This window comes from Arthrobacter sp. N199823, assembly GCF_002929705.1.
In the GTDB taxonomy this organism is placed as follows: domain Bacteria; phylum Actinomycetota; class Actinomycetes; order Actinomycetales; family Micrococcaceae; genus Specibacter.
Window position 1 is genome coordinate 1 of record NZ_PJIN01000013.1, and the last position, 24,246, is coordinate 24,246.

Annotated in this window: 22 protein-coding genes and 3 pseudogenes; 17 read left to right on the forward strand and 8 right to left on the reverse strand. The window is 57.5% G+C overall.

Annotated features, from left to right (window positions below):
- A pseudogene (locus CXQ93_RS20900) lies at positions 1-427 on the forward strand (Clp protease); the annotation flags it as partial.
- Positions 428-653: 226 nt separating this feature from the next.
- Here the strand turns inward: CXQ93_RS20900 and CXQ93_RS18255 are convergent.
- A complete protein-coding gene (locus tag CXQ93_RS18255; protein ID WP_104111848.1) occupies positions 654-3,722 on the reverse strand; it encodes a Tn3 family transposase in 3,069 nt (1,022 codons plus the stop codon).
- A gap of 221 nt (positions 3,723-3,943) precedes the next feature.
- On the opposite strand from CXQ93_RS18255, the gene CXQ93_RS18260 reads away from it, so the two are divergent.
- Positions 3,944-4,501, forward strand: coding sequence for an SOS response-associated peptidase (locus CXQ93_RS18260; RefSeq protein WP_104111849.1), 558 nt, complete (start codon positions 3,944-3,946; stop codon positions 4,499-4,501).
- A 63-nt stretch (positions 4,502-4,564) separates the two neighbouring features.
- Here CXQ93_RS18260 and CXQ93_RS18265 read toward each other — a convergent pair whose 3' ends face one another.
- The 6 genes from CXQ93_RS18265 to CXQ93_RS18285 all read right to left on the reverse strand — a co-directional run bounded on the left by CXQ93_RS18265 (position 4,565) and on the right by CXQ93_RS18285 (position 8,922).
- A complete protein-coding gene (locus tag CXQ93_RS18265; RefSeq protein ID WP_104111850.1) occupies positions 4,565-5,413 on the reverse strand; it encodes an abortive infection family protein in 849 nt (282 codons plus the stop codon).
- 86 nt (positions 5,414-5,499) lie between these two features.
- Positions 5,500-5,649, reverse strand: coding sequence for a hypothetical protein (locus tag CXQ93_RS20730; RefSeq protein ID WP_181036213.1), 150 nt, complete (start codon positions 5,647-5,649; stop codon positions 5,500-5,502).
- Positions 5,650-5,665: 16 nt separating this feature from the next.
- Positions 5,666-6,985, reverse strand: coding sequence for a Y-family DNA polymerase (locus tag CXQ93_RS18270; protein WP_258069103.1), 1,320 nt, complete (start codon positions 6,983-6,985; stop codon positions 5,666-5,668).
- A gap of 13 nt (positions 6,986-6,998) precedes the next feature.
- A complete protein-coding gene (locus tag CXQ93_RS18275; RefSeq protein WP_104111851.1) occupies positions 6,999-7,442 on the reverse strand; it encodes a LexA family transcriptional regulator in 444 nt (147 codons plus the stop codon).
- Between the two features lie 140 nt (positions 7,443-7,582).
- Positions 7,583-8,002, reverse strand: a complete 420-nt coding sequence (locus tag CXQ93_RS18280) for a hypothetical protein (RefSeq protein ID WP_104111852.1) — start codon at positions 8,000-8,002, stop codon at positions 7,583-7,585.
- Positions 7,999-8,922 carry a ParA family protein gene (locus tag CXQ93_RS18285; protein ID WP_181036214.1) on the reverse strand — a complete coding sequence of 308 codons (924 nt, stop codon included), beginning with the start codon at positions 8,920-8,922 and terminating at the stop codon, positions 7,999-8,001. The genes CXQ93_RS18280 and CXQ93_RS18285 overlap by 4 nt, the downstream gene beginning before the upstream one ends.
- Positions 8,923-9,223: 301 nt before the next feature.
- Here CXQ93_RS18285 and CXQ93_RS18290 point away from each other — a divergent pair, with 301 nt between their 5' ends.
- The 13 genes and pseudogenes from CXQ93_RS18290 to CXQ93_RS18345 all read left to right on the forward strand — a co-directional run bounded on the left by CXQ93_RS18290 (position 9,224) and on the right by CXQ93_RS18345 (position 21,683).
- A complete protein-coding gene (locus CXQ93_RS18290; RefSeq protein ID WP_104111853.1) occupies positions 9,224-9,475 on the forward strand; it encodes a hypothetical protein in 252 nt (83 codons plus the stop codon).
- Between the two features lie 503 nt (positions 9,476-9,978).
- Entirely contained in the window at positions 9,979-10,539 is a 561-nt protein-coding gene (locus tag CXQ93_RS18295) for a recombinase family protein (RefSeq protein ID WP_104111854.1), read from the forward strand.
- Between the two features lie 34 nt (positions 10,540-10,573).
- Positions 10,574-10,936 (forward strand): annotated as a pseudogene (locus CXQ93_RS18300) (TniB family NTP-binding protein); the annotation flags it as partial.
- A 20-nt stretch (positions 10,937-10,956) separates the two neighbouring features.
- Positions 10,957-11,418, forward strand: a pseudogene (locus CXQ93_RS21375) (TniQ family protein); the annotation flags it as partial.
- A gap of 99 nt (positions 11,419-11,517) precedes the next feature.
- On the forward strand, positions 11,518-11,889 hold the full coding sequence (locus CXQ93_RS21180) for a hypothetical protein (protein WP_258069104.1): 372 nt from the start codon (positions 11,518-11,520) through the stop codon (positions 11,887-11,889).
- A 317-nt stretch (positions 11,890-12,206) separates the two neighbouring features.
- Entirely contained in the window at positions 12,207-12,482 is a 276-nt protein-coding gene (locus CXQ93_RS18310) for a glutaredoxin family protein (RefSeq protein WP_374953426.1), read from the forward strand.
- A 9-nt stretch (positions 12,483-12,491) separates the two neighbouring features.
- A complete protein-coding gene (locus CXQ93_RS18315; protein ID WP_104111856.1) occupies positions 12,492-12,788 on the forward strand; it encodes a hypothetical protein in 297 nt (98 codons plus the stop codon).
- Complete coding sequence (locus tag CXQ93_RS18320) at positions 12,781-13,047, forward strand: hypothetical protein (protein WP_104111857.1); 267 nt, start codon at positions 12,781-12,783, stop codon at positions 13,045-13,047. Before CXQ93_RS18315 ends, CXQ93_RS18320 begins: the two co-directional genes overlap by 8 nt.
- A complete protein-coding gene (locus CXQ93_RS18325) occupies positions 13,044-13,727 on the forward strand; it encodes a hypothetical protein (RefSeq protein ID WP_104111858.1) in 684 nt (227 codons plus the stop codon). The genes CXQ93_RS18320 and CXQ93_RS18325 overlap by 4 nt, the downstream gene beginning before the upstream one ends.
- Before the next feature lie 136 nt (positions 13,728-13,863).
- Positions 13,864-14,463, forward strand: coding sequence for a DNA-binding protein (locus CXQ93_RS18330; RefSeq protein ID WP_104111859.1), 600 nt, complete (start codon positions 13,864-13,866; stop codon positions 14,461-14,463).
- Between the two features lie 231 nt (positions 14,464-14,694).
- A complete protein-coding gene (locus tag CXQ93_RS18335) occupies positions 14,695-19,569 on the forward strand; it encodes a type ISP restriction/modification enzyme (RefSeq protein ID WP_104111860.1) in 4,875 nt (1,624 codons plus the stop codon).
- 287 nt (positions 19,570-19,856) lie between these two features.
- Complete coding sequence (locus CXQ93_RS18340) at positions 19,857-20,981, forward strand: acyl-CoA desaturase (RefSeq protein ID WP_104111861.1); 1,125 nt, start codon at positions 19,857-19,859, stop codon at positions 20,979-20,981.
- A 246-nt stretch (positions 20,982-21,227) separates the two neighbouring features.
- Positions 21,228-21,683, forward strand: a complete 456-nt coding sequence (locus CXQ93_RS18345; protein ID WP_104111862.1) for a helix-turn-helix domain-containing protein — start codon at positions 21,228-21,230, stop codon at positions 21,681-21,683.
- 2 nt (positions 21,684-21,685) lie between these two features.
- Here the strand turns inward: CXQ93_RS18345 and CXQ93_RS18350 are convergent, their stop codons facing one another.
- Entirely contained in the window at positions 21,686-22,795 is a 1,110-nt protein-coding gene (locus CXQ93_RS18350) for a DUF3039 domain-containing protein (protein ID WP_104111863.1), read from the reverse strand.
- A 243-nt stretch (positions 22,796-23,038) separates the two neighbouring features.
- On the opposite strand from CXQ93_RS18350, the gene CXQ93_RS18355 reads away from it, so the two are divergent.
- Both CXQ93_RS18355 and CXQ93_RS20735 read left to right on the forward strand, forming a co-directional pair.
- The gene (locus CXQ93_RS18355) at positions 23,039-23,629 is read left to right on the forward strand and encodes a recombinase family protein (protein ID WP_104111864.1); all 591 of its coding nucleotides are present in this window, start codon (positions 23,039-23,041) and stop codon (positions 23,627-23,629) included.
- Positions 23,630-23,776: 147 nt separating this feature from the next.
- A complete protein-coding gene (locus CXQ93_RS20735; protein ID WP_104111865.1) occupies positions 23,777-24,103 on the forward strand; it encodes a hypothetical protein in 327 nt (108 codons plus the stop codon).
- Positions 24,104-24,246 lie beyond the last annotated feature (143 nt).

Here is a 24,246-nt window from a genome sequence, read left to right on the forward strand (position 1 = left end):
GTTCCTCGCAGACCCGACACGCGTCCCCGAGTGGGAACCTAGCATCGGTTCCGTCGAACACAGCGGACAGGAAACGAGGGTAGGTGCGGTCTGGCAAGGTCTCGCACCCACAAGTCACCCAGATGGGAAGCCGGTGAAGATAAAGCCCCAGTTTCGCCGCCGCAGCATTGAACTCGTCGCAGCGCTCCGACCGGAAAGGATTGCGTGGAGCTTCGCGCATCCCGACGTTGACCGAAGCAGTTCGGTTCTGACCGAGTTCACCTTGATGAACACAACCGGTGGTACTCAGGTCCAGATCACTAAGTCATGGTCTCGACGCCATGGTTGGCGGAGTCTCGTCGCATTGCCGTTACGACCCATCCAGAAATTCCTCGCGTGGATCACCCTGTTCCAGACTGGCAGCGCGATCAGCCGAGCATTTCGCTAACCCCAGGGGCGAGAACCAACTGACCCACTTGGAGCCGCGGCGAACACCTAAACCGAGAAAAGCCGACACGGAGGGCTGCGACTCTTAGCCACACGTCATCGACTTCGTCTGTGTATCGTGCCCGCAAGAGGAGCCAGGCAGAGCACTACTTTTGACTACCGAATCAGAGTCGTCGTCCCGTTAGGGGTCTGTCCGGATTGACGTTTCGGATCGTACCGCAAGGGGGTCAGGTTCCGGACGCGGCCGCGCCTCGAAATGGTCGCAGTCCTTGAGGCGCGGGTGCGGTGAATGCGTAGCGGCCCAACATGTTGATGTGAGCGTCAGCCAGCGGGGATAACCTCGTGATGTCCTCTTCCGGGATTTCTTGCCCATTTTCACGCAGTTCCGTGATGGCGGCATCGGTGTATTTGGTGTTCCAGAGCACGACGGCGTTAACTACCAGCCCCAGCGCGCCGAGCTGGTCTTCCTGGCCCTCGCGGTAACGCTGGTAGATTTGCCCGCGCCTGCCGTGGAAAATCGCCCGGGCCAGACGATGACGTGACTCCTGCACGGTGAGCTGGGAGTTGATGGCCCGCCGGTAGCTCTCATCGCTCGGGTCGATCAGGGACAACAAATGCAGGGTCTTGGCGATGCGTCCGTACTCAATGAGCGCTGCCCCGAGCGGAGCCGGGGAACCATTCTCACGGGTGAGCATGCGCAGCAGATCGTAAGCGCGCACCGATCCGGTCACCAAAGAAGCGGCCACACGAGTCATATCCTCCCAGTGCGTCGTGATCTTTCCCAGGTTGATCCTGTGCCGTGCGACGTCATTGAGTACCCCATAGTCGGCGGCCACCTCGCCAGGGAAAGTTGCGCGCCACAGGCGCTGGTCGCTCAGGTCCGCGATGCGTGGCGAGAATCTGTAGCCGAGCAGCGTGAAGATCCCAAAGACCATGTCCGAGTAGGAAGCGGTGTCCGAGGCGACGATCTCGGGTTTGGGTCCGCCGTCGAGATTGAGCATCGTGTCCAGCACGTACAACGAGTCCCGGGCCGTCCCCGGGACCACCACGGCACCGATGCCGGCGACCTGGTCGTTGACGGCGTTGAACCATGTCAGACCCCGCCCGTGGCCAAAGTACTTCGGGTTCGGGGCCGCGTTGATCGTGCGCACCGGGACAACAAACCGCAGCCCGTCCACAGAGGCCAGCAGCCCGCCGCCCCAAGAACGGGCTACCGGAACATTCGACTGGGCCTCGATGAGGAACTCGTTCGCGGCGGTGTGGGTCTCGGCGCGGATGTAGTTTGCATCCACATGCCCCAGCCGGTCCCGAGTCAACGCGGGATGCCCGTCGGCCACGACAGGGGTCAACCCCACATTGCAGGCCTGGGCGATGAGCGCGGCAGCCACCGACACCGGCAGCTCATCCATTCTGGGAACAGACCCGGAAATGTGAGTGTAGGCGTCAAGGAAACCGGTCCACGAATGCACTTCAAGCAGGATCTCGGGAAGATCCACCCTCGGCAGCATATCCGCGATTTGTACCCGCAACCGGGTGAGCGATTCCGGGATATCCAGGGCATCGAGCGGTGACACCGACAGTTTGGCTTTCCCCTCACCGTCATCGACCAGACGGACGCTGGCCTCCGGACCAGCCTGCCCGATTGATTCCGCCAAACCTCTCCAGGCGGCGTCTAACACCTCGAGCTTCGCCTGCAAGTGCTCGCCCACCGGGGCATCCAGACTCAACGACCGCAAGACCGGTTCGCGTGCCGCGTCCCACGCCGGGCCCGCGAGCAGTTGTGCGCGCGGATCACCCCATCGGGTTGACGTTGTTGCGAACACGTCACGGCGGCGCAGGCTCGCACGTAGCTGTTCCAACACGCACACCACCCACGCATCGCGGTCAACTTCGGCCTCGTTGCTCGCTCCGAACACGGCCGTGTGCCAGGACGGCGGCACCAGTGCCTCGTCGATTTCATCTCGGCGTACTTTGCGCCGCCCATGCAGAGCATCAACCCCAACCAGTGCCTCCACGACCCGTTCCCCGGCCGGTGTAGCGCCCCAGGGAATCGTGGTTCCAAGCAGCCTCAGGAATGGGGCAACCGTGCGGAAGCGTCGGGACATTTGCTCGCGCATCGCACCCTCAGCACTCGTTCCGTCCGGGACGAGTTCGCCCACTTTCGCCACTGCATCGACAATCCGGTCCCGGGTAGTGATCTTCTCCAGGGCAGCCCAAGCGGCACTGACATCAAGACTCTCACCCGCACCTTCAAGCACGCGCAGCAGCTCGGCTCCGACCCGGGCCAAGACGCTGGAGGCTTTCTCGAGCTCGGGCATCTTCGCCAATCGCTCCGCGGCCGCGGCACGACGAGAGGGACCCAGCACCTTTGTTGCCATCAGGAGATCAAATAGGTCCCGTGCATCATCGACTGTGGACGCTTCCAAGGCCGCGACCGTGGCCACCAACGTTGCCGTGCGGCGTGGCTCGGCAAGCCGACCCAGCGTCTGGGCCTTCGACCCCAAACCGTACCGGGCCAAAGAACGCACCCGTGCCGGAGGCACCATCGATAGATCCACCGCACCGGCCCCGAACGAACGCACCACAGCCGCCCGCTGCAAAGCCCTTTCCAACGCCGGGCCCGAAACCCGCGTTGGCCCAGTACGCAACAATTCCAGGCGGCTTGCCCGATCGCACTGACCAATCGTCAGCAAGCTCCACAACACCGCCGGCAACCGCGGATCGGCACTCTCCGCCGCAACAGCAATCTGTGCGTGCAAACGTACTGTCGCCTGTTCACGGGTCGCAGCCACGAGCCGTGCCAGGACGCTCACGCCCGGCAAAAGGACCTTCTCCCGGCGCAACCAGGCAACCGCGTGTCCGAACAACATGGTGAGCCCCTCGCCATGCGTCCAGGACCGCGAAAAGACGAACGCCGTCAATGCTTCAGTTAGCGGAGCATCAAGATCCCGGTACCCGTAAACGGCACGGATCTCGCGCGCATGCGCGTTGGCTGTCTCAACGCGCTCGGTGTATCGCTTGACCACCGAGGGATCCGCGACTCCGAGCTGCGCCGCAACGTAATCGACCACGGACCATGGCACATCGAGCGGGTCAGCAAGAAGCGCCCCCAAAAATCGTGCCGTCCCGACCTGTACGGCAAACCCAAGCCGACTGTGCTCACCCCTGCGCCTGCGGATCAACTCCTGATCGGTGTCGTCGAGATGGAAGAACCGCTCCAGATCGTTCTGCGAAGGTTCTCCCACGAACCGCCCGAACGCGGCAGCCTGCGCATCACTCAAGAATTCAACTGGCACAACCTACAGACTACCGACAGTCACGTAGCCGAGGGCTAAACGCGCAATCCTGTTCCATTACTACTCATACCCCAACGAATACTTACATGACCCCGACACGACAGCTGACCTGGTGAGCATGTTCGACGTGATGGCCGCGGGCGACAACCTGCCGGAGCCAGCGTGGAACATCAAGCCCACGAACCGGGTCCCTGTGGTGTTGGAATCTGCCAAGGGTGAGGATGAGCCTGTGCGCCGGCTTGAGGCCGGCAGGTGGTCCCTCACCCCCGTCCTATTCCAAGGAACTGAAAACGAAGTTCGCCACCTTCAATGCACGCTCCGAGACGGCGGCCGAGAAGGCCACGTTCCGGGGGTCGGTCAAGAGCAAGCGGGCGATCCTGCCGGCCGACTTCTATTACGAGTGGGAAACCGAGGGCAAGACCAAGACTCCCTATGCGATCCATTCCCCTGGGGATGAGATCCTGGCGTTCGCCGGCTTGTACACCTGGTGGCCGGATAAGTCCCTGCCAGAGGACCATGAGGACTACTGGACACTGACGGCCACGATCCTGACACGCGCAGCGGTCGGAGAAGTGAGCCAGCTCCATGACCGCACACCCGTGACCCTGCCACCCAGTTTCTGGGACGAATGGTTGGACGCTGACCAGGACGGCGACCAAACACTGGTAGACGCCGCAGTTGCGGCCGCTACACCTGTCGCCGAGGCATTGCAGTTCCACCGGGTAGGCCCGCTCAAGGGCGACGGCCCGGGGTTGGTGACGCCAGCTGAGTCGGTCTGAGTTGGGCTTCGGCCCCCATACTCCCAACCCCCGCGGACGCTACACCTCGGGGGGTGGAAGTTTCTAGGCGAATGTCGTCAAGAGAGGCTTTGGGACCTCGTCTTCGAATGTAGCCAGTAGAAAATGGCAGACTCCGGAAACTGACGTAACGACTAGTTCAGCAAGAATGGCGTCTGCTTGTGGTCCACGGACTGACCCATGTCCTGTCCCAAGTCCCAAATTCCTTAGTTCGGCGACTGCAACGGTGATCTGGGTGAGAGCACCAAATATTCGAACCCTTTGCTCGTCACCTGGCTTGTCCGAAACTTCAAGCTTGAGTTTGGTCTTGACCTCTTTGATGAGTTCAGGCAGGTCCTTACCGCGTGCGGCTTTGTCGTTGCCGTGGAGGCCAAGGATTTCCTTGCAAACAGTTTCAAGCAGGTCCTTGGCTTGGCCTATAGCCTGCTGTGGGTCATTGATCAATCCCTCACGTATTCTGCGCGAGTGGGCATCAACTTCCTTGATGTTTAAACGTTGAGCAACTTTCTCCAGGCCCGAGGTTGCATCTACAGCTCCTTGGGCCCTGTAAAGCGCATTGAAGAGTTCTGGTTCAACGCGCTCCAACCAAGAGCTGGTTCGGAAGACTTTCTCGATTCTGGCGAGTACTTCGGGGTCGATTACGGCTGGTTTCCCGGAGGACTTAGACGCTGTGAGGCCCATCTTGTCGAGGGCCTTCGTGCCGAATTTCACGGCATGCTCCGAGTAGTCTTCATCACCCCAGTCCAGGGAACGGAGCAGACGGTCGTGCTTGCTGATCTCATCGACCATGCCGACTTCTAGGCCCATTTCAATCCAGTCGGACCGCTCGAATGTCTTAGTGATGTAAAGCAGGATCGAGTCCCGCAGTCGCCCAGCGATTTCTTTATTGTCCATAGTTGATCAGATTACAGCCTTTACCAGGCCCGATAGGTGTCCTCAAATGAGAGACAGATTCCAGAGAATGGGGCAACAAAAAAAGACTAGCGCTGCACTCGTACATTGATGATGCGCTGCCCATCAGGCACATCTTTGCGCAGCTGGGCGAAGCCGGAGGCGTAGTCCTTTGCCTCTACTTCAGTGGTGGTGAAGGTGCTGCCGTCGATGGTTTCAAGGGTGGCGATGATGATCATGGAATGGTTACTTCTTTCATGAGGCTTTGACGAGTAGGAGCTCGTCCCAGTGGGTCGTGTAGCGCGGTGAGAGCATGTCGCGTTTCATGGACCAGTCCGGCCCGCCCCGGACGCCGGCACTTCCCAGGCCGATACTCCCCCGCCCGTACTTCTTGGACACGGATTCCATCAACGTTCCGATGCCGCGTTCCTCGTGCGGGTTCTCGAAGAGCTCCAGCGGTGATTGGTTGCCGGTGGGGCGCAGGTCGGTGACCATGATCCCGGCCCGGACATATTTCACGCCCTCATAGATCCGTTCACACAAACTGTTGGCGGCCTTGTGAAGCAGTACGGGATCCGCGGTGGGCATCGGCAACGGGACACACACCGACGGGTACGAAATATTGTCCTGGTTGTAGTGCGACGTGCCAGCAAAAGCAGTGAGTACCTTGGCTTGGAGGCCGTGCTTGGCTAGGCGGGCACTGGCTTGTTGGGCGTAGACGCTCATGACCTGGCCCATGGCCGCGGCCGTGGTGACAGGGGTGGAGAAGGAGCGGGAGAAGATGAGTTGGTCCCGTCCCACTCGTTCCTCTTCCATGGGGATGCAGGGCGTTCCCTGCAGCTCCAACACGGTGCGCATCAGCACCACGGAGAAGCGATCACGGATCATGACCGGGTTGGCGTTCTTCAAGTCCAGAATGGTGCGGATCCCCATGGCGTTCAGCCGCTTGGTCAAGCGGGTGGCCACGCCCCACAACTCCACCACGGACAACCTGGACATCAAACCATCCCGCACGTCCTCGGGGATGGATTCCCAGTGGCATACTCCGGCGAAGTCCTGATTGTGCTTGGCCAATTTATTGGCCAGCTTTGCCAGGCCTTTCGTCCGGGCGATACCGACGCATACCGGCACGCCGACGTGCCGGCGGACAGCATCTTTGATGGTGCGGCCAAGCTGGCGCATCTGCACAGGCGTGCCGTTCACGCCCAGGAAAGCCTCATCTATCGAGTACACCTCGACCCAGGCGCTGTAGCGGCCCAGCAGTTCCATGACCCTGGCGCTGATGTCGCCGTAGAGCTCGTAGTTGCTGGAGAGTGCCACAAGTCCCCAGGATTTGGCGCGGGGTGCGAGTTTGAACCATGGCTCCCCCATCGGGATCCCCAGTGCTTTCGCCTCGGCGGTGCGGGTAACCACGCAGCCGTCGTTGTTGGACAGCACCACCACGGGGATACCTTCCAGGGAGGGATTGAATGCCCGTTCTGCGCTGGCGTAGAAGGAGTTCACATCGACGTGGGCAATGTAGTCACTGCCAGGCATCAGGGCCGGGCTAGAGGGGTCAGCGGTGCGGATACGCATCAAAGCACCTGACCTATGGCCGGAGGTCGTGCAAGCACGTCTCGGCGGTTGCCCAAATCTCCAAGGACGCTGCGTCCGGCACTTTGATGTCCGGGTACCTGGGGTTCTCCGCATGCAGGACCACTCCCCCGGCTTTGAGCTGCAGGCGCTTGACGGTCAGCTCACCGTCCAGGATGGCAATCACGATTGACCCGTCCCGAGGCGTGAGGGCCCGGTTGACGATCAGCTCGTCACCGTCACTGATCCCGGCGCCCTCCATGGAATCACCACTGACCCTCACCACGAAGGTGCTGGTGACGTCCTTGATCAAGTGCTCGTTGAGGTTAATCCGGCCATCGAAGTAATCCTGTGATGGCGAAGGCCACCCACATGCCACCGATTCGCCAACCAGCAACGGGTGCACCGCCGCAACCGTAGCGGGCAACCCTACAGCAACAACATTCGAAACATGAGCCATGACACACCAACTACTAGAACAAAAATCTTATAGCTCTAGTGTAGGCCCGACCCCCGACATTGAATATCAGGTTGATCGTGAGTAGTTACTGGCTTTACAGTCTTTACAGTCTTTACTGTCTTTGCCTGTAAAGCCAGTAATCAAACCTTTCTTCCTGGAGGCAGCTTCTCGTTGTCGGTCTTGAAGGGCTGGTTTTCGTTGTATTTCTTCTGGCGTTTGTTGGCTTCGGAAAGGACCGCGTTTGCAATGAAGTTTGACCAGGTGCGGTCGCCTTCCAATCCCCCTGTTGCTTTGTAAGCAGCCTTAGCCCGAGCAAGGTCTGCTGGATCCATGTAGAAAGTGACCTGTTGAGGTTTGCCTTCAGGTTCCCTCTTGGTTGCGATGCCCTGAGCTGGGGGCGATGGCTTGTCCAACTCAGTGGGCCTCTCAAGCTTTGGTGGAGCAGAAGCCGCTTGAGCCGGTGAGGCAGGAGAAGCATTTCTGTTGGCCTTCACGAGGCTCTGGACAGCGGTTGGGCGCCGAGGGGGTAGGCCAATCGGCTCACGTACTGAGTCGGTCATGATGCGTTCCTTTCCTCGGCCTTCAACAGCCTGGATACCAATTCTTGTGTGATCTGGTGCAGATCTTCTGCGACATTGCCAGCTGAGCGAGGCTGGTTGGCAACACCTTCGGCTTTGCCGTTGAGCACTTCATACCATTTGGGGCCGTCTTTGACCTGCTGTTCAAGCTCGTGGACCAGCACCCCCTTCTCACGTGCCGCCTGGGCTGTGGCCTCCGCATAGCGGACCGTTCCATTGAAGAGAACGTCATGGGTACCAAAGGCCTCTGCGATTGCTTCCCTGGCAACGCGCTGGACATTTGTCGCTGAGGACGTGGTGGCAGTAACGACAACGCCAAGGAGATCGAGGTCGGGGTTCACATCGAGGACGGTATCCAAACGCTTGGCTACTCCAAGCAGACCTTCCCGTCCTCCCTTGTCGGTTTTTGTGGGAACAATGACGAATGCTGCCGCACCAAGGGCTGCAACCTGCAGGGGTTCATTGCCAGGAGGGCAGTCAATGAAGATCGCGTCGTAGTCAGTTGCCAGCTTTGAAATGGCCTTGGCTAGAGCAAGCTTTGCCTGGTCACCGTTCTTGCTGCCCATTGCAACTAGCCCAGCGGCCGCCTGGTCCAACTGCTCTCCCCCAGGAACCACATCAAGGTTCTCTCTAACGCCTTTGAGGGGCACGAGAGGGGATTCAAACATGAGACTCTGCGCCAAGTTCTTGCCATCGTCGTCATTGGGCCCATGCCTGTACCCAAGGTCAAGACCCAGATTCCCCTGGGGATCCATATCTATCAGTAGGACGCGCCACCCGGACGCAGCCAGAAGTCCGCCAACGTTGGCAGTCAAGGTCGTCTTAAGTACGCCACCCTTGCCATTCACGAAGCCGCAAACTCGTTCCATGCCTACCCGATCAAAGGGTGCTGATTTCGTCATAGTTCAACCCTACTGTCTTTACTGTCAAAAGGTGGGTTGACAGTAAATAAATACTGTCAATGTGTTCTTTACTGTCAAAGACAGCATAGCACGCTTTACTTGCTTTACTGTCAAAGACAGGATTGACAGTAAAAACTTCCTGTTGGTCTTACTCGTTCCAACTGCCTTGAACGAGAGCTAGGCGGTCGCGCCAGGGGATCCTTGGGGTGAAAAGGGCCGGCTTGGTGAGGCCGCTGGGGACGGCCACAAATCGGCAGAACTACCCATTGAGTCCACACGGCTCTGTCCCTAGTCTGTTGAAATGATGAATACGTTGAAGAAACGAATCCTTTCCACTGCAGTTGCGGCCGCGCTTCTTGGGGGTGGCGCAGTGGCGCTTGCGACCCCGGCAGAGGCGGCCGGCAACTATTACTTCTACTGGTATGGGTCAAAAGCCCAGTGCGACGCCGCACTGATCAAGGCCCGTCCGAACTTGCACGGGTATGTTCGCCTTGTCCACCCTTGTATCGCCAATGGCAGCGGGTACATGTACAAGGTCCAGTTCCTCTTCTAGGGCCGCGAGATCAGGTGTCCCACCCGGTTGCTCCACGCCTGTGGAGCTTCTTTGTATGGCTCATGACCTAAGTCTTTCAAGCGATGGATGCTGGGTGGGGGAGGGGTGCCGGTTCAGCGCTCCTTTTTTGCCAGGCTCATTTCAATTCCGGCGGCGAAGGAGGAGGCGTGAGTTTCGCGCCAACCTGGGCGAGCCGGGGTCCGAGGAAGATCGGTACGGAAATTCACGCTAAGGAATTGTGTGGTGTCGCCTGCGCGTTTGATGGCACGGTAGACGGTGGAACGGGCTACGCTGAAAAGCTCGGTAATTTGGGATCTGAGTAGTAACGGAATAGCACTGCTCGTTTGGGCACCGGCGTCTGCTTGGGGTACACCCCAACCAGGCGTAAATCCGCAGTAACACGATCCCAATGAACACGTGTCAACTTGAGGTCCGAAATATCCTATCTTGACACTTATGCATCAGGCTCTTAGAGTTGCCTTGACGCTATTTCGAGGGGAACAATGACTGGTCAATCATTCGGTTACATCCGGGTCAGCACCCTAGATCAAAATACGATCCGACAACTAGACGGCGAACCTCTCGACCGGGTATTCACTGACCATGCGTCCGGGAAAGACCAGAACCGTCCCCAACTGGAGGCGTTGATTGATTTTGCCCGTGATGGCGACACTGTTCTGGTGCATTCGATGGATCGTCTGGCCCGGAACCTCGATGACCTCCGTGCGATCGTCCGCCGGCTAACCGAGAAGAAGGTTCAGGTTCGGTTCGTGAAGGAAAATCTGGCCTTCACCGGAGACGACACCGCGATGTCTACTTTCCTGCTCTCCGTGATGGGGGCGTTCGCCGAGTTCGAACGAGCACTCATCCGAGAACGACAACGCGAGGGCATCACCTTGGCCAAAAAGGCTGGCGTCTACAAAGGCAGAGGAAAAATGCTCAATGCCGAGCAGGCGGCCGCACTCATTCGGCGCGCTGCTGCTGGCGAAGCGAAGGCCGACCTTGCCCGAGAATTCGGAGTCAGTCGCCAAACCATCTACCAATACATACGCCCTAACCCTTAGATTGCCCCTGACGACACCTTTAGGAGTACCGGGCCTTGTCGGGGTCGGCACACGTGAGGCATACCTTGCCGTGAGGTCAGATGACCAGCTGGAGAACAGGTTCGAACCGTTCGTTTTGCCGCTCTGGGAGGTGGGCGATGAAACCCGGTCGCTGCTGGCCAGCTTCGCTGCCTCGTTCCCTCTCCGCTCACCATCATGCATCGATGACGAGGACATGGCCCGGTACCTGCTTGCGCGTAGTGAGGGCACTATCGGAGAGCTCGCCCGTCTTCTGACTGCAGCTGCGGTTGCAGCAGTTGAAAGCGGGGAAGAGCAGATCAACCGCAAGACGCTGACCATGGCCGATTACATCGGGCCCAGCGAACGGCGCAAGCTGTTCGAAAAGCAACTGCTGTGACCGATTCGCGCCGCTGGCCAGTGCATCCTGCACCGATCCCCGGCGAGGCACTCTCGTCATGGCTGCGACGAATCGCCGTTCGCTACGATGTCAACCTTGACGATCTCGTGTCGGACTTAGGATTTGCGCCGGGCGACCCGAAGGACCTGGATACATTTCCGCCAACTGGATTCGCTCGCGAGCTGGCACAACGAACAGGTGTTGACGTACACCGGATTCAAAGGATGAGCCTCAGCGGCTGGGCACCCTGGCTTATTGATCAGACGGAACCGGACGCTGAGGCGTTTACGACCTATACACGACAGTTTTCCGTGCTGCTGCCGGCAGGAAGGCGGCGCCCGCGGGAGATCTCCGCGTGGCTGGCATGGCTTCCCTCACGAGAAGCACTCCGGGCGTGCCCGCTATGTATTGCGACCTCAATGCCACCGTACCCGTACCAATTGTTGTGGTTGCTTTCGTTGACGCTAAGCTGCCCTGCCCACGGGTGCCTCCTTGAACCGCGCGCAAAAGCTGCCAGCTATTTCTCCGACTGGGAGCGCAAGCCGCCTACCCCGCGGCCAGTCTCCGTTACGGCCCTCGCAATGGACAGCCGGACCGGGCAGGCCATGACAACGGGATCGGTCGACCTGCCCCGGCGACAGGTTCACGCCGGGATCTGGTTTCGCCTGATACGGACAATCATTGACGAGCTCGGAGCAACTCTGTCCGAGTGCCGCACCACCGCTGGCCGCCTGAACAAGCGCTTCTGGAAGGAAGCGGGTTATCCTCAGCGATTAGGGCCGCGGAGCTGGCAGCCGCACGAAGGCTATCCACTCGATGTGCAACTTCGTACTCTCGAAGCAACCGCGACTGCCATCCACCTCCTTGAAAGCAAAGTCCTCATAGGCCAAGGAACAGAGGCGGCGCTCTTCCTGCCCGATGACGCCACCAGCGGGGAACAGGCCGGGCAGTAACAAAATCGCTACGGGCAGGACAGAGGCTTCCGCCGTCTCAGACGACGTTGTTGCAAAGGCCTATGGCAACAAGACCGCCCACCAGGGGCGTAGTGAAGAGGACTTCTGACATTTAGTGCCGTCAGCTTCTGAAAATGACACACCGAGCGCCGTGCACGCCAGAATCAACACTCAAACCCGTCTATTTTTTGCTGTTTAAATTCCTTGAAATGTAGGGATAAAAGACCTATTTATTCATATGAATGAAGAGTATAATTAAACATATACAGCAGCACAGACGAACGAAACTTTTGACCATACGAAACCAGGTACTGACCATGCTGACCATTACTCTCTATTCAAAGCCCGGATGCTTCGGATGCCGCAAGACAGCTGAGAAGTTCACCGCACTAGGGGTCCCTTTCCATGAGGTTGACCTGACAGCAACACCGAACGCCATGGAGTACGTCACCGAAGACCTCGGCTACTCCCAGGCCCCGGTTGTCGTGGTGGATGACCATTTCCATTGGTCAGGTCTCCGCCTGGACTACATCGCCGAAGCCGCAGCCATGCACGCCGCCAACACAGCTGGCATCGCCAGCGGGGAAGAGTAGGGGAGAGGGATGGACGAGGAAGAGATGGCCATTTTCATTACCCGCGACCCAGTGGCTTGGCGTATCTGGATGACCGGCTATGCAGCAGGACTGGCCGACGGCCACAAGGACGAACGAGCCGGCATGGAGCAACTCGCCGATCTCATCGCCCGCAGGAAGATCATCCTTGAACAGTGCCAGGAGCACATCGTGTCGGAGCGAGCCAATACTATGACCATGGCAGAGGTCCTCAGAGCCAGAGATCGCACAGAAATCGGCAGCTACACGGGCGGCCCGGTCCCCTGGGAAGAGAAAGACCATGAGTAAAAAGAAGCCTTCATCATTTGCCCCCTACTTCACGACCATGGACGCGGACCAGGTCAGGGCAGCATTCCTGGCCGCCGGCCATCTCGAAGGCTACGCCTCGATCTCCGAGCTGATCGAAACGGCCACTCTAAAGGAAGTGAGGCGGCTCCAGCGCAAACATAACAATGCCCACCCCTGGGACGGTGCCAGCCCTGGAAGCCTGCGTCCTGGGCAACGAACCCGAGCCGAACAAATCCCAGAACACCGGGACAAACCGTGAGAATCGACAAGGCCCACCTACGAGACACCCCAGCCCTGGCCTGGACTGCTGCCCAAGCCTTCGCCGCCGAATCCACCCAAACCAATGTCCGCCGGCGGGCCCGGGGCCTATACCTGATGCACCTCTACTCACTGGCTTTGCTGACCTATGGCGGCCGGCTGTGGCATTGGGAGAAGAAAGCGATCATCGCCATCGAACACAAGAAACCGCCAGTTAGATGGCGATGGCTCGCACCCACCGGACTCTGTGCCGTCGCGACCATTGCACTGACAGTTTGGATCTCCACGGCAGACAGAGAAGGACTGCAGATCCTGCTGGCGATCATGAAGGCTGGCGGGGGAGTTCTTGTCATTGTCCTTCTACTGCTGTTCCCTGCCGTCGTCCCAGCACTCTGGGAACTGCACCCCCAACGCTCCGCCCAGAACGCGGACGCCATCCGACAATGGCGGAGGGAACTGCCCCGGCGGGAGGCCTACAAAGTCTCCTACCTCGCGATGTACCCGCAAACCCATGAAGGCCTGACCTTCGCGAGGGCAGCCATAGGCCAAGTCGTTCCGGCCGGCGCGTCGCTGTACACGGAAGCGCGCAGCAACAGCCACAAAACCATCTACGCCCGCCGCGGCTTCCACCAGCTCGCGACCGCAGACGGCACGCCCACTATGGCCATGGGTACCCGCTAAACAGGCCGCGGATGCCGCCGCGACGGGTGCCCAATGCTGGCGCGGAGAACGGAGGGGGAGCCTCCAAATTCATGCGGCGGAGCGATGGTAATCGTAGTAGTATTACTACTACGATTACTACTCGAGGAGAGCCACCGTGGCCGAACAATCAGTCAAGGATCGCGTTTACGCCGCCGCCGAGCGCATCAGTGCAGAGAAGAACCCCACGGTCGCCACCGTGCGCGAAGCCGCCGGCGTGTCCAACGCCGACGCCACCCGTTATTTGAAGGAATGGCGCACCGAACGGGACAGCGCCGGTTCCAAGATCGCCGCCACCCCGGCCACCATCACCGAGCAATCCCTGCGCCTTGCTGGAACCGTCTGGGAGGAAGCTGTCCGCGCCGCTACGGCAGAGCACGCCATCATCGAAAAAGCCTGGCGGGACGAGAAGGCCCACAAAGACCGGGAAATCAACGAACTCGCCACCGACCTCGATACTGCCGCCCGCATGCACCAGGAAACTGTCAAAGAACTAAAAACCCAAGTCGAGGAAAGTAACACGGCTGCCCGCAACAACGCAGCAACCGCTGCCGAGGACCGCGAAAAGCTCGCCGTCGCCGAACGGAAACAAGCCGAAGAGATCGCCGAGCTCAAAAGCCAGCTCGCCGAATCCCGCGCCACCATAACCACACTGCAACAAACCCAAGACGCCCTCATTGCCCGGATTCAACCAGTTCAGGAGCCGAAGAAGAATTAGCGCGCTGAGGTTGTTGGCGGTTTAGCTGGTTATATCGACATGCAGATTGGCTAAGAAGCCGGTTACGGCTGAGCCGGCAGATCTTCAGTGATGACGTTGGTGAGCCCTGTACTGGATATTGGGTATTACTTATGGTGCGGCTGAACCGCCGGTCCTAGACAGCATAAGATCATAGGTAGTTTTCTCGTAGCTTCGCTTGTGTTCTTCTACTGGGGGTTTTCGTTGTCGACGATGTTTGATGTGCTGCTTGATTCTTACCGTGATCTTGCCGATTCGGAACGGATGAAAGGCAACTATTTTGAGCAGCTTGCCGCGAACTTCTTAGCGGCCGACGGAGTTCACGCTCTCCAGTACCGCAACGTGTGGCTTTGGAAGGATTGGCCGGACCGCGACGGACGTAAGGACAACGGGATTGACCTGGTCGCCGAACGCCAAGATGGTGGTTTCACCGCTATCCAGTGCAAGTTCTATGTTGAGGGTCACCGCATCCAGAAGACGGATATTGATTCGTTTATTTCCGCCTCGGGTAAGCCACCGTTCACACACCGGCTGATCATTGACACGACCGGACGTGAATGGTCTGCAAATGCTGATGAAATGCTCGAGGGGCAGCACCTGCCGGTGCAGCGGATCGGTCTGTCAGATTTTCGCAACTCCAACATTGACTGGTCCACCTACGAACTCACTGACCCCGCCACCGCTCCACGGTTGTTCGACAAGAAGCAACTTCGCACGCACCAGCATGAGGCTGTGGAGAAGGCCCTTGCTGGTTTCGAAGAGCATGACCGCGGGAAACTGATCATGGCCTGCGGCACGGGTAAGACCTTTACCGCTTTGAAGATCGCCGAACGCGTGGCAGAACGTGAAGGCCATGCACGCATCTTGTTCCTTGTGCCCTCTCTTGCCTTGATGTCTCAGTCATTGAAGGAATGGTCCGATGAAACTTCGCTTGCCATGCACGCCTATGCGGTGTGCTCGGATACCAAGGTAGGTCGGCAAAAGAATTCTGATCTGACCGACGTCGCTCTCCATGACCTGCAGATTCCAGCCACCACTGACGGCCGGACTCTCGTTACGGCGATGGGACAGCGCGAGCTGGACGAGGGGATGACGGTGGTGTTCTCCACCTACCAATCCATCGAAGCAGTATCAATTGCTCAAAAGGCCGGGCTGGCGGACTTTGACTTGGTGATCTGTGACGAGGCGCACCGTACCACCGGGGCGACCCTGGCAGGGAGCGATGAATCCAACTTCGTGAAAGTGCACGATAACGCAGTGATCGCTGCGAGCAAGCGCCTGTATATGACGGCTACCCCACGACTGTTCAATGACGCGACGAAGGACAAGGCGCAGGAACGCGATGCGATCCTGTGCTCCATGGACGACGAGGCACTCTATGGGCCGGTGTTTTATCGGATCGGGTTCGGTGAGGCAGTGACCAAGAAACTTCTGACCGATTACAAGGTTATGGTGTTGGGGGTTGATGAATCCCAGGTGGTTTCTAGCTTCCAAGGGCAGCTTGCCGACTCCAACATGGAGTTGCAGATCGATGACGTGGCGAAGCTGATTGGGTGCTGGAACGGTTTGGCTAAGCGCCGTTCGGGCATGCATGAAGTCTCCTTCGGCACCGATCTGGCGCCTATGCGCCGGGCCGTGGCATTCAACCGGGATATTAAGTCGTCCAAGCTGGTCGAAACCGAATTCCCGGAATTGGTGCAGGTCCACCTATCAAACCTGAGCAACGATGATCCGACCGATGACCTTCAGGTACAGGTCAAGCACGTTGATGGTGGGTTCAATGCAATCACCCGGGCAGAACGCCTGGACTGGCTCAAGGAAGACATCGACACCACTAACCCGGTGTGCCGAATTCTCACCAACGCCCGCTGCCTCACCGAAGGCGTCGATGTTCCTTCCCTGGATGCAGTGCTGTTTCTGAACCCGCGTAATTCCATGGTCGATGTGATCCAGGCCGTGGGACGAGTGATGCGCATTTCTGAGGGCAAGCAGTTCGGCTACATCATCTTGCCCATCGCCATCCCCGAGGGGATGTCGACTTCCCAGGCACTTCAGGACAACAACCGCTACAAGGTGGTCTGGCAGGTTCTGCAAGCATTGCGCGCCCACGATGAGCGCATGGATGCCTCGATTAACCAGATTGAACTCAACCACAAAGCCCCCGAGTCGATCCTCGTGGAAACCGTGGACTTGGTCCCCAAGAAGAAGGCAAAGACCAACGTCGGAGGAAGCGCAGGAAATGAAGATTCCACCGGTTCCGGAGACACCACTACCGATGATTCAGGCTCCGAATACGAGCAACCGTCCCTCCAATTCCCTGTCGAGGAATGGAAAGACTCGGTCTATGCAAAGATCGTCGACAAATGCGGCAACCGCATGTACTGGGCCGACTGGTCTAAAGACATCGCAGACATTGCGAACAAGCACATCGTCCTCATCAACGAACTCCTTGCCGGCGCCAACCCCGCCCACCGCAAAGCGTTCAATGACTTCGTTGAAGGCCTCCAAGAGAGCCTGAACCCGGCCATCGACGAAGAGCAGGGCATTGAGATGCTCGCCCAGCATCTGGTCACCAAACCCGTGTTTGACGCGATGTTCCAAGACTCAAACTTCACCGAGCACAACCCTGTATCAGTGGCAATGCAAAACATCCTGGCCCAACTGGATGAGCACTCCGCATTTGAAAATGAACGAACCGGACTGGAAAAGTTCTACGCCTCAGTCCGCGCTCGGGTGAAGTCCATCGACAATGCCGAAGCCAAGCAAAAGATCATCCTCGAGCTCTACGACAACTTCTTCCGCAACGCCTTCCCTCGAGTGGCGGATCGCCTCGGCATCGTCTTCACCCCTGTCCCTGTGGTTGACTACATCTTGCGTTCGGCCGACGCCGCGCTGCGGCTGGAATTCGGCAAGTCCCTCTCCGACGAGGGTGTCTCCATTTTGGAGCCATTCGTCGGCACGGGCACCTTCGTCACCCGGCTCCTACAGTCCGGGCTGATCAAACCCGAAGACTTGCACCGCAAATACACTCAAGAGCTCTTTGCCAACGAAATCGTCTTGCTGAGCTACTACATCGCGGCGATCAACATCGAAACTGTTTACGCTGAGGAAGCAGCCAAACACGGTATTGACCAGGGATATGTCCCCTTTGAAGGAATCGCGCTCACTGACACGTTCCAGTTGAACGAGACCGACGGGCAGATCCAATCCAGTGAATTCTTCCCCGAAAACCATGAACGGGTAAAGCGGCAAAAGAACGCTCCCATCAAGGTCATTGTCATGAACCCCCCTTACTCTGCCGGGCAATCCAGCGCGAACGATGACAACCAAAACCAAAAATACCCGGTACTCGATGCGTCCGTCGCCGAAACATACGTGAGGCTGTCCACGGGCACGAACAAGAACAGTTTGTATGACTCCTACATCCGCGGAATCCGGTGGGCGTCCAACCGTATCCAGGGCGACGGGGTAATTGCCTTTGTGTCCAATGGTTCTTTCATTGACGGCAACACCGCAGACGGTATCCGCAAAACCTTCGCCCACGAATTCAGCCGCATCTTCATTTACAACCTACGGGGCAACGCGCGAACCTCGGGCGAACAACGACGCAAGGAATCGGGCAACGTCTTCCAAGAAGGTTCGCGCACCCAGGTGGCCATGGCCATCTTGATCAAGAACACCACACACAGTGGTCCCGCAGATATCCAATACCGCGACATCGGCGACTATCTCACCCGGGAGCAAAAACTCGACATCCTCAGCTTCGAGCAGTCCCTGGAGAGCACCGATTGGGAAACCATCACCCCTAACGAACATGGGGACTGGATCAACCACCGAGACGAAAAATACGAGACTTACCAGCCCATCGGCGACAAGACCACCAAGGGCAAAGTTAACACCCCGGGCATCTTTGAAAATTATTCATCCGGCCTCAAAACAAACCGGGACGCTTGGTGCTACAACTTCAGTAAGCAAGCCGTTGAATCAAATTTGCGTAGGATGATTGATTTCTACAATCATGAACTGAGCAGATTCAAGGCCCTAGAAACAAATTTTGATGATGCTGCCGCTTTGGCATTCATTGACAAAGATCCGACCAGAATCAGTTGGGACAGGTCACTACGCACCGAGCTCCGCCGACTGCGAAGCATGGAAATTGATTTGAGCCGGAGCCGAATAGGGCAGTACCGGCCCTTCTCGAAGCAATGGGTCTATTTCGCTAAGGAACTTAACAACGATCAGAGCCAGCTGCCGAAACTATTTCCAACGCCAAACCACGAGAACATCGCCATTGTCACCTCGGTTGAGAAGAGCAAGAATCCAAGTTCATTGGTAGTTCGAGATCTTCCAGACCTTCACCTCGTGGGCGATGCTCAAACGTTCAGCCTCTTCAGCTATGAACCGGTCGTGGCGATGCCACAAAGTGGCTTGTTTGATGAGGTCGATCCTGATGTTTTCGATGGGTATCGCCGCAAAGACAACATTACGGACGCAACGTTGTCTTCTTACCGAGGTTTCTATGAAGACCTTACGATTGCAAAAATAGACATTTTCTTCTACATCTATGGGTTGCTTCACAATTCAGACTACAAAGAGCAGTACAGAGCAGATCTGGCAAAGATGTTGCCGCGTATCCCTAAAGCCAAGGATTTCTGGGGTTTCAGCACGGCTGGTCGTAAACTATCTGACCTGCACCTAAGCTACGAAACGGTCGAGCCTTACCCGCTAGAGGAAATCACCTCGGGAACGACCAGTGATGAGTACGAGTTCTACAGAGTTACGAAGCTCTCGTTCGGGAGCCGTAAGGACCGCACCAAGATCATCTACAACAACAACGTCACCTTGGCCGGCATCCCCGAGGAAGTCTTTGAGTACCAGGTCAACGGGAAATCAGCCTTGGAATGGATCTTGGAACGCTACCAAGTCACCACGCCTAGGGATTCACAGATCACCAACGATCCGAACAATTATTCAAGGGAAATTGGGGATCCTCGCTACATCATTGACTTGATCAAGCGGATTGTCACTGTATCGATAGACACCAATAAGATCGTCGCCGGTTTGCCCGCCTTTAAGGTTGCCGAGTAGTGGCCCTAGTCGCAAAATGAGTCATAAGGAATATCTATTCCACAACCATGTGAACATCATTCTGTACTCGGCTCAAACTAGTCGCGTCGCACTCCTTGAAGCACCACTTAGCGATTACAGAGCGCCACAAAAGAGAGCGATTACATCCACCCCATACCCGGGTATGGGTTCAAGGTGGCTCCCGGGTGTGATGTGCGCGGCATGGCTTGTCCGTAACCTTGAAGGTAGATTCAGACTTTTTCGTTTACGTGATGATTGGGCATCCGTGAGGCACCAAGAGGAGCACAATGTCATCCGCAACGCTCGACTCGATCGATCTATTGAACGAGACGCCGGCCGAAAAGGCTGCGCGGAAACGTCCTGCCCGTGATCGCCATGTCACAGACTTCATTGCGCTGACCGAGCAGGTCCGTGCAGCTGGCCTCATGGAGCGCGACATCAAGTGGTACGTGTTGCGGATCGTCCGCCAGAGCATTGGCTACTTGGCCGTGCTGGCGTTGTTCCTGACACTGGGACAGAGCTGGTGGCAGATGGTTACCGCAGTGCTGTTTGCTTTCATGTGTACCCAGACCGCCTTCATTTCACATGACGCGGCGCACCGTCAGGTGTTCGCCTCAGCCAAGAAGAACGCTTGGCTGGCCCGCATTGCCGGCAATCTGTTCGTGGGCCTGTCCTACGGCTGGTGGATGAACAAGCACGGTAAGCACCACCTGAACCCGAACAAGATCGGCGTGGATGGCGATATCGATCCCGGCGCGCTCGTGTTTGACCCCGAGAACGCCGCCAAGCGGACCGGCTTTGCCAAGTGGTTTGCCCGCCGTCAGGGTGCCTTCTTCTTCCCGCTGTTGACCCTCGCCGCGCTTGATCTGCACATCGCCGCCGTAAAGCGCGTGCTTGACCTCAAGCAGGTCGTACCCGAGCGCACCGCGGAGATCGGGCTGCTCGTAGTCCGTCTGGTGCTGCTCCCCGCTTTCACGGTCTGGTTCCTTGGTTGGGGCATCGGCCTGGCCTTCGTCGCCGTGCAGATCATGGGCTTGGGTCTGTACATGGGTTGCGCGTTCGCCCCGAACCACAAGGGCATGCCGCTGGTCCCCAAGGACGTCAAGATCGACTTCATGCGCCGTCAGACGCTCATGAGTCGCAACATCTCAGGTGGTTGGTGGGTTGATGTTGGCATGGGTGGCTTGAACTACCAGATCGAACACCACCTGTTCCCCACCATGTCCTCCAAGAACCTGAAGGCCGTCCAGCCCATGGTCCGCGAGTACTGCGCAGAACGCAACATCGCGTACACGGAAACCACGCTGGGCCAGTCGTACATGATCGTGATGCGCTACCTGAACCGGGTTGGCCTGGGCCAGCGCGATCCCTTCGAGTGCCCCATCACAGCGAGCATGCGCACCGCCCGCTAACAACGTTTCCAACTGGCCCGCAGTAGTGGTCGAAAAATCGTGATTTCGCGGTGTTTTTCGACCACTACTGCGGGCCAGTTCTGTGGGGGATAGATTTGGGGCCAGAGACTCTATACGCATGGCGCGCACTAAGGCCGAAGTGTGTTCTTCGTCACATTCTTTCGCGCTGAGCGTTTCATCTATTACATTTATCTTATCTGCCACACAGAAGCGAGGAGGGCCTCGCAACTCCCAGGAGGAGAGACAATGCAGACGATTAGAGCGCAAGAAACAGTGCAGACCATCCGAGCGCAAGACGTTGAACGTGAAGAAATTAATGAAGTCGAACGAGTGCTGGCGACGTTGCCTAACTCGGAGTTGGCTCATCATCTCCAACACATCCTGCGATCGGTACGCCGAGGTTTTGACCTCAACGTCATCTCCCGAGACGGAAAGCTGACACCAAAACAAGCAGCTGAGATACTGCAGGTCAGTCGTCCTCACGTCATGGCTCTAATAAAGCGTGGAGAACTTTCAGCAGAGATCGTTGGCCAACGTGACCGCCGCATTCCTCTATCGGAAATCACGGATTTTCTGAAACGCAAGGAGCGTGCCTCCCACGACGTTGCTGCTTCCTTCGCCCGTCGCGATTCGTCTAAGCGTGCCCTGGTTGCACGAAGCGCAGGCGTTGACCCGGATCGCGCAAAGTCCTTGGGCTACTGAATTCACCCTGCGCTCCCAGGCGTCCTTTGCCTAAGGAACCTGTGAACCGCGGATGCTTCCGGGAGCGCATCTAAGCACTCCTCACAAATGGGGAAACCGTCAGGAACTCTGGAACTAACAAACCAAAACCCGCATACCGACCGAATGGCCCGCTTCTCGACGACTGATGCCACTATCTCGGTGCGAGTGACGTAATGGGCAGACTGGGTTGCCTGTGGTTCTTTGGGCGCTTCTTCCGTCTCCTCATCGGATTCTGCCGAGTAGATCAGTTGAGACGCCCGTGCGACCGAAATGAAATACGAAAAACACAGGTCACCGTTCTTGCTGTAGTACCCGGCGTCTTTGGTCCACCTCTCTTCGTCTGGGTCTATAACAGGCAAAACTGCAGACAGGATTAGATCCTTAAGGATCTCGTCAACCTTCCAGGGCTCAAATGAGATCCCTAGTTCGATTGCGTCGTCTTGCTCCTTATGCGCTTCGTCGAAGCTGCAGTCCTCGTCGCTGTCTCGCATGACAGTCAGAGTGATATTTGCGTTCAAGCCATCTACGCCCGCGGGAAGCAGATCCTTGGGTGGCTCCGGAATGAGTTTGGTTATCTCGGAACCCTCTGCGCCTTCTGAAAGGTATGCCTCACGGAAGAGATCCAGCATTGTCCGAACCATCTCACGTTGCCAATTTTTGATAGCGGCGTTGGTTTCGTCTTCCTTGAGTTTGATTTCGTGGATGGTTATGTCATCTTCTGAGGGCTCTAGGTACTGTTTGCGCTTGAAGGCGTTCGGAGCGCTGGCGTGGAACTTATCGTGGGTATCGGCGAAAACAGCCCATGTCGTGCCATGCATGTTGATCATGGCAGTACGCCAACCAGGTCCCTTGCTTGTGTCTCTCGCTTCGACGACTTTGTAGCCGGCCGTCCTGGTTGATCCCTTGTGCTCCTCATATTTGTCGCTGGCGGGGTTATCGGAAAAGCCTTGACACACCTGAATTGCCGGATGTCCCAGTTGACTGAAGGGGGGCATCTCGCTCCATGCGCTACTGGCAACGAGCGCTTCATGACGCTTGTCGGTCCAGCCGTGCTTGAGGCTAGCGAGTAGACGGAATGTAGGCCAGGTCATCGTACTAATCTACTTCGTCAGTCAGACACTTCTCCTCGCGACCGCCTTATTCCGCCTTTTCTGTTGTGTATTCCACTCGTGTGGCTGACGGGGCAGTTCAATAACGACCGTTTTAGATAGACCGGCCCGCCCATTCTGGACGAGGCCGGTTTATTAGGGCTAGAGTATGTCATAACTCGACTACGAAAACTAAATGCGTCAAAGATAGGCGCGGACCGTTTTTGACCAGGAAGGACAAGGGTCATGAACTTGATTGGCTACGCCAGAGTTAGCACGACTGAGCAGTCGCTAGATTCGCAATTGGACGCTTTGGACCAGGCGGGGACGTTCAAAGTCTTTTTTGACAAGGCTTCGGGGGCGACGCAGGAGCGCCCAGGGTGGGAGGAATGCAGGGCGTACTTGCAGCCCGGAAACATTCTGGTGGTCAACGATCTGACAAGGCTTGGTCGCAGCGCGGCAGACCTTGCCAATATCGTTGCTTCACTATCTGAACAGAATGTAGGGTTCCGCTCCTTGAAGGAGCCCTATTTAGATACGTCCACATCTCACGGATTGATGATCTTCCAGATATTTTCTGCTCTCGCCGAGTACGAGAGGAACAGGCTCAGGGAGCGGACGATGGACGGACTTATAGCCGCCAAAGCTAGAGGCCGAATAGGGGGCCGGCCTACGAAGATGACGCCAGATAAAGCGGCGACAGCTCACCGAATGAGAGGAGAAAAACGCACCATCAAGGCCATTGCAGAAACAATTGATGTCAGTGAGTCCACAGTGGTCAGAGAGCTAGCCAAGGAACGCAAGTCGCTGAGAGAAAGCACGGCAAAGACGCCATAAAGCAGCAGAAAATCAACCCTCCCCGCTACCGTGGTACCAGTATCCGTTGAATAGGGGACCCGGTCGTGGCAATCAAAAAGACGAAGTACGACATAGACGGCCAAATGAGTTTGGATTCATTGTGGTCAGAGCCAGAGGAGATACGCAATGAACACGCACGGTCAACACGCCATGGAAACTATGAAGAACCACGACCCGCTAGCGTTCAATCAGATCCAGAATCCCGAGGAGTACTTTTCGACTTTGGGGAACCAGATCGACGAGCAGATCGGGGACACGATGGACGCCCTGATTCAGCGGGACACCCAGGGACGATCGACTCTGGAAATTCTGGGAGAACGGAACATGGCCAGGCTGAGAGCACGGGAGCTGGTGTACCAAGAGATGATCTACTCGTCGTTGCCCCCGGAAGTGGAAGAGATGGAAGACTTCACGCCACTGACAGACGGGACGGACAGCGAACTGGACCAGTAGAACAGCCAGCAGCAGCGGGCCAGTCGTTCCGACCCACAAGCCAAGACGACTTAGCTCCTTCGGGCCAGAAGGCCCGCTTCGCCGCAAACTATGAGGCTATTCGGATTGTCCGCTTACTCGAGGCCGAGCAACGTGCAGCAACA

Excerpts from the sequence above, each read along its gene's own strand:
- CXQ93_RS18285 (WP_181036214.1), bottom strand. The coding sequence starts at position 8,922 with ATGACGAAATCAGCACCCTTTGATCGGGTAGGCATGGAACGAGTTTGC.
- CXQ93_RS18315 (WP_104111856.1), top strand. The coding sequence starts at position 12,492 with ATGGACGAGGAAGAGATGGCCATTTTCATTACCCGCGACCCAGTGGCT.
- CXQ93_RS18335 (WP_104111860.1), top strand. The coding sequence starts at position 14,695 with ATGTTTGATGTGCTGCTTGATTCTTACCGTGATCTTGCCGATTCGGAA.
- CXQ93_RS18265 (WP_104111850.1), bottom strand. The coding sequence starts at position 5,413 with ATGGACAATAAAGAAATCGCTGGGCGACTGCGGGACTCGATCCTGCTT.
- CXQ93_RS18290 (WP_104111853.1), top strand. The coding sequence starts at position 9,224 with ATGATGAATACGTTGAAGAAACGAATCCTTTCCACTGCAGTTGCGGCC.
- CXQ93_RS18270 (WP_258069103.1), bottom strand. The coding sequence starts at position 6,985 with ATGCGTATCCGCACCGCTGACCCCTCTAGCCCGGCCCTGATGCCTGGC.
- CXQ93_RS18320 (WP_104111857.1), top strand. The coding sequence starts at position 12,781 with ATGAGTAAAAAGAAGCCTTCATCATTTGCCCCCTACTTCACGACCATG.
- CXQ93_RS18340 (WP_104111861.1), top strand. The coding sequence starts at position 19,857 with ATGTCATCCGCAACGCTCGACTCGATCGATCTATTGAACGAGACGCCG.
- CXQ93_RS20735 (WP_104111865.1), top strand. The coding sequence starts at position 23,777 with ATGAACACGCACGGTCAACACGCCATGGAAACTATGAAGAACCACGAC.
- CXQ93_RS18310 (WP_374953426.1), top strand. The coding sequence starts at position 12,207 with ATGCTGACCATTACTCTCTATTCAAAGCCCGGATGCTTCGGATGCCGC.
- CXQ93_RS18280 (WP_104111852.1), bottom strand. The coding sequence starts at position 8,002 with ATGACCGACTCAGTACGTGAGCCGATTGGCCTACCCCCTCGGCGCCCA.
- CXQ93_RS20730 (WP_181036213.1), bottom strand. The coding sequence starts at position 5,649 with ATGATCATCATCGCCACCCTTGAAACCATCGACGGCAGCACCTTCACC.
- CXQ93_RS18355 (WP_104111864.1), top strand. The coding sequence starts at position 23,039 with ATGAACTTGATTGGCTACGCCAGAGTTAGCACGACTGAGCAGTCGCTA.
- CXQ93_RS18345 (WP_104111862.1), top strand. The coding sequence starts at position 21,228 with ATGCAGACGATTAGAGCGCAAGAAACAGTGCAGACCATCCGAGCGCAA.
- CXQ93_RS21180 (WP_258069104.1), top strand. The coding sequence starts at position 11,518 with ATGGACAGCCGGACCGGGCAGGCCATGACAACGGGATCGGTCGACCTG.
- CXQ93_RS18295 (WP_104111854.1), top strand. The coding sequence starts at position 9,979 with ATGACTGGTCAATCATTCGGTTACATCCGGGTCAGCACCCTAGATCAA.
- CXQ93_RS18275 (WP_104111851.1), bottom strand. The coding sequence starts at position 7,442 with ATGGCTCATGTTTCGAATGTTGTTGCTGTAGGGTTGCCCGCTACGGTT.
- CXQ93_RS18260 (WP_104111849.1), top strand. The coding sequence starts at position 3,944 with ATGAGCCTGTGCGCCGGCTTGAGGCCGGCAGGTGGTCCCTCACCCCCG.
- CXQ93_RS18350 (WP_104111863.1), bottom strand. The coding sequence starts at position 22,795 with ATGACCTGGCCTACATTCCGTCTACTCGCTAGCCTCAAGCACGGCTGG.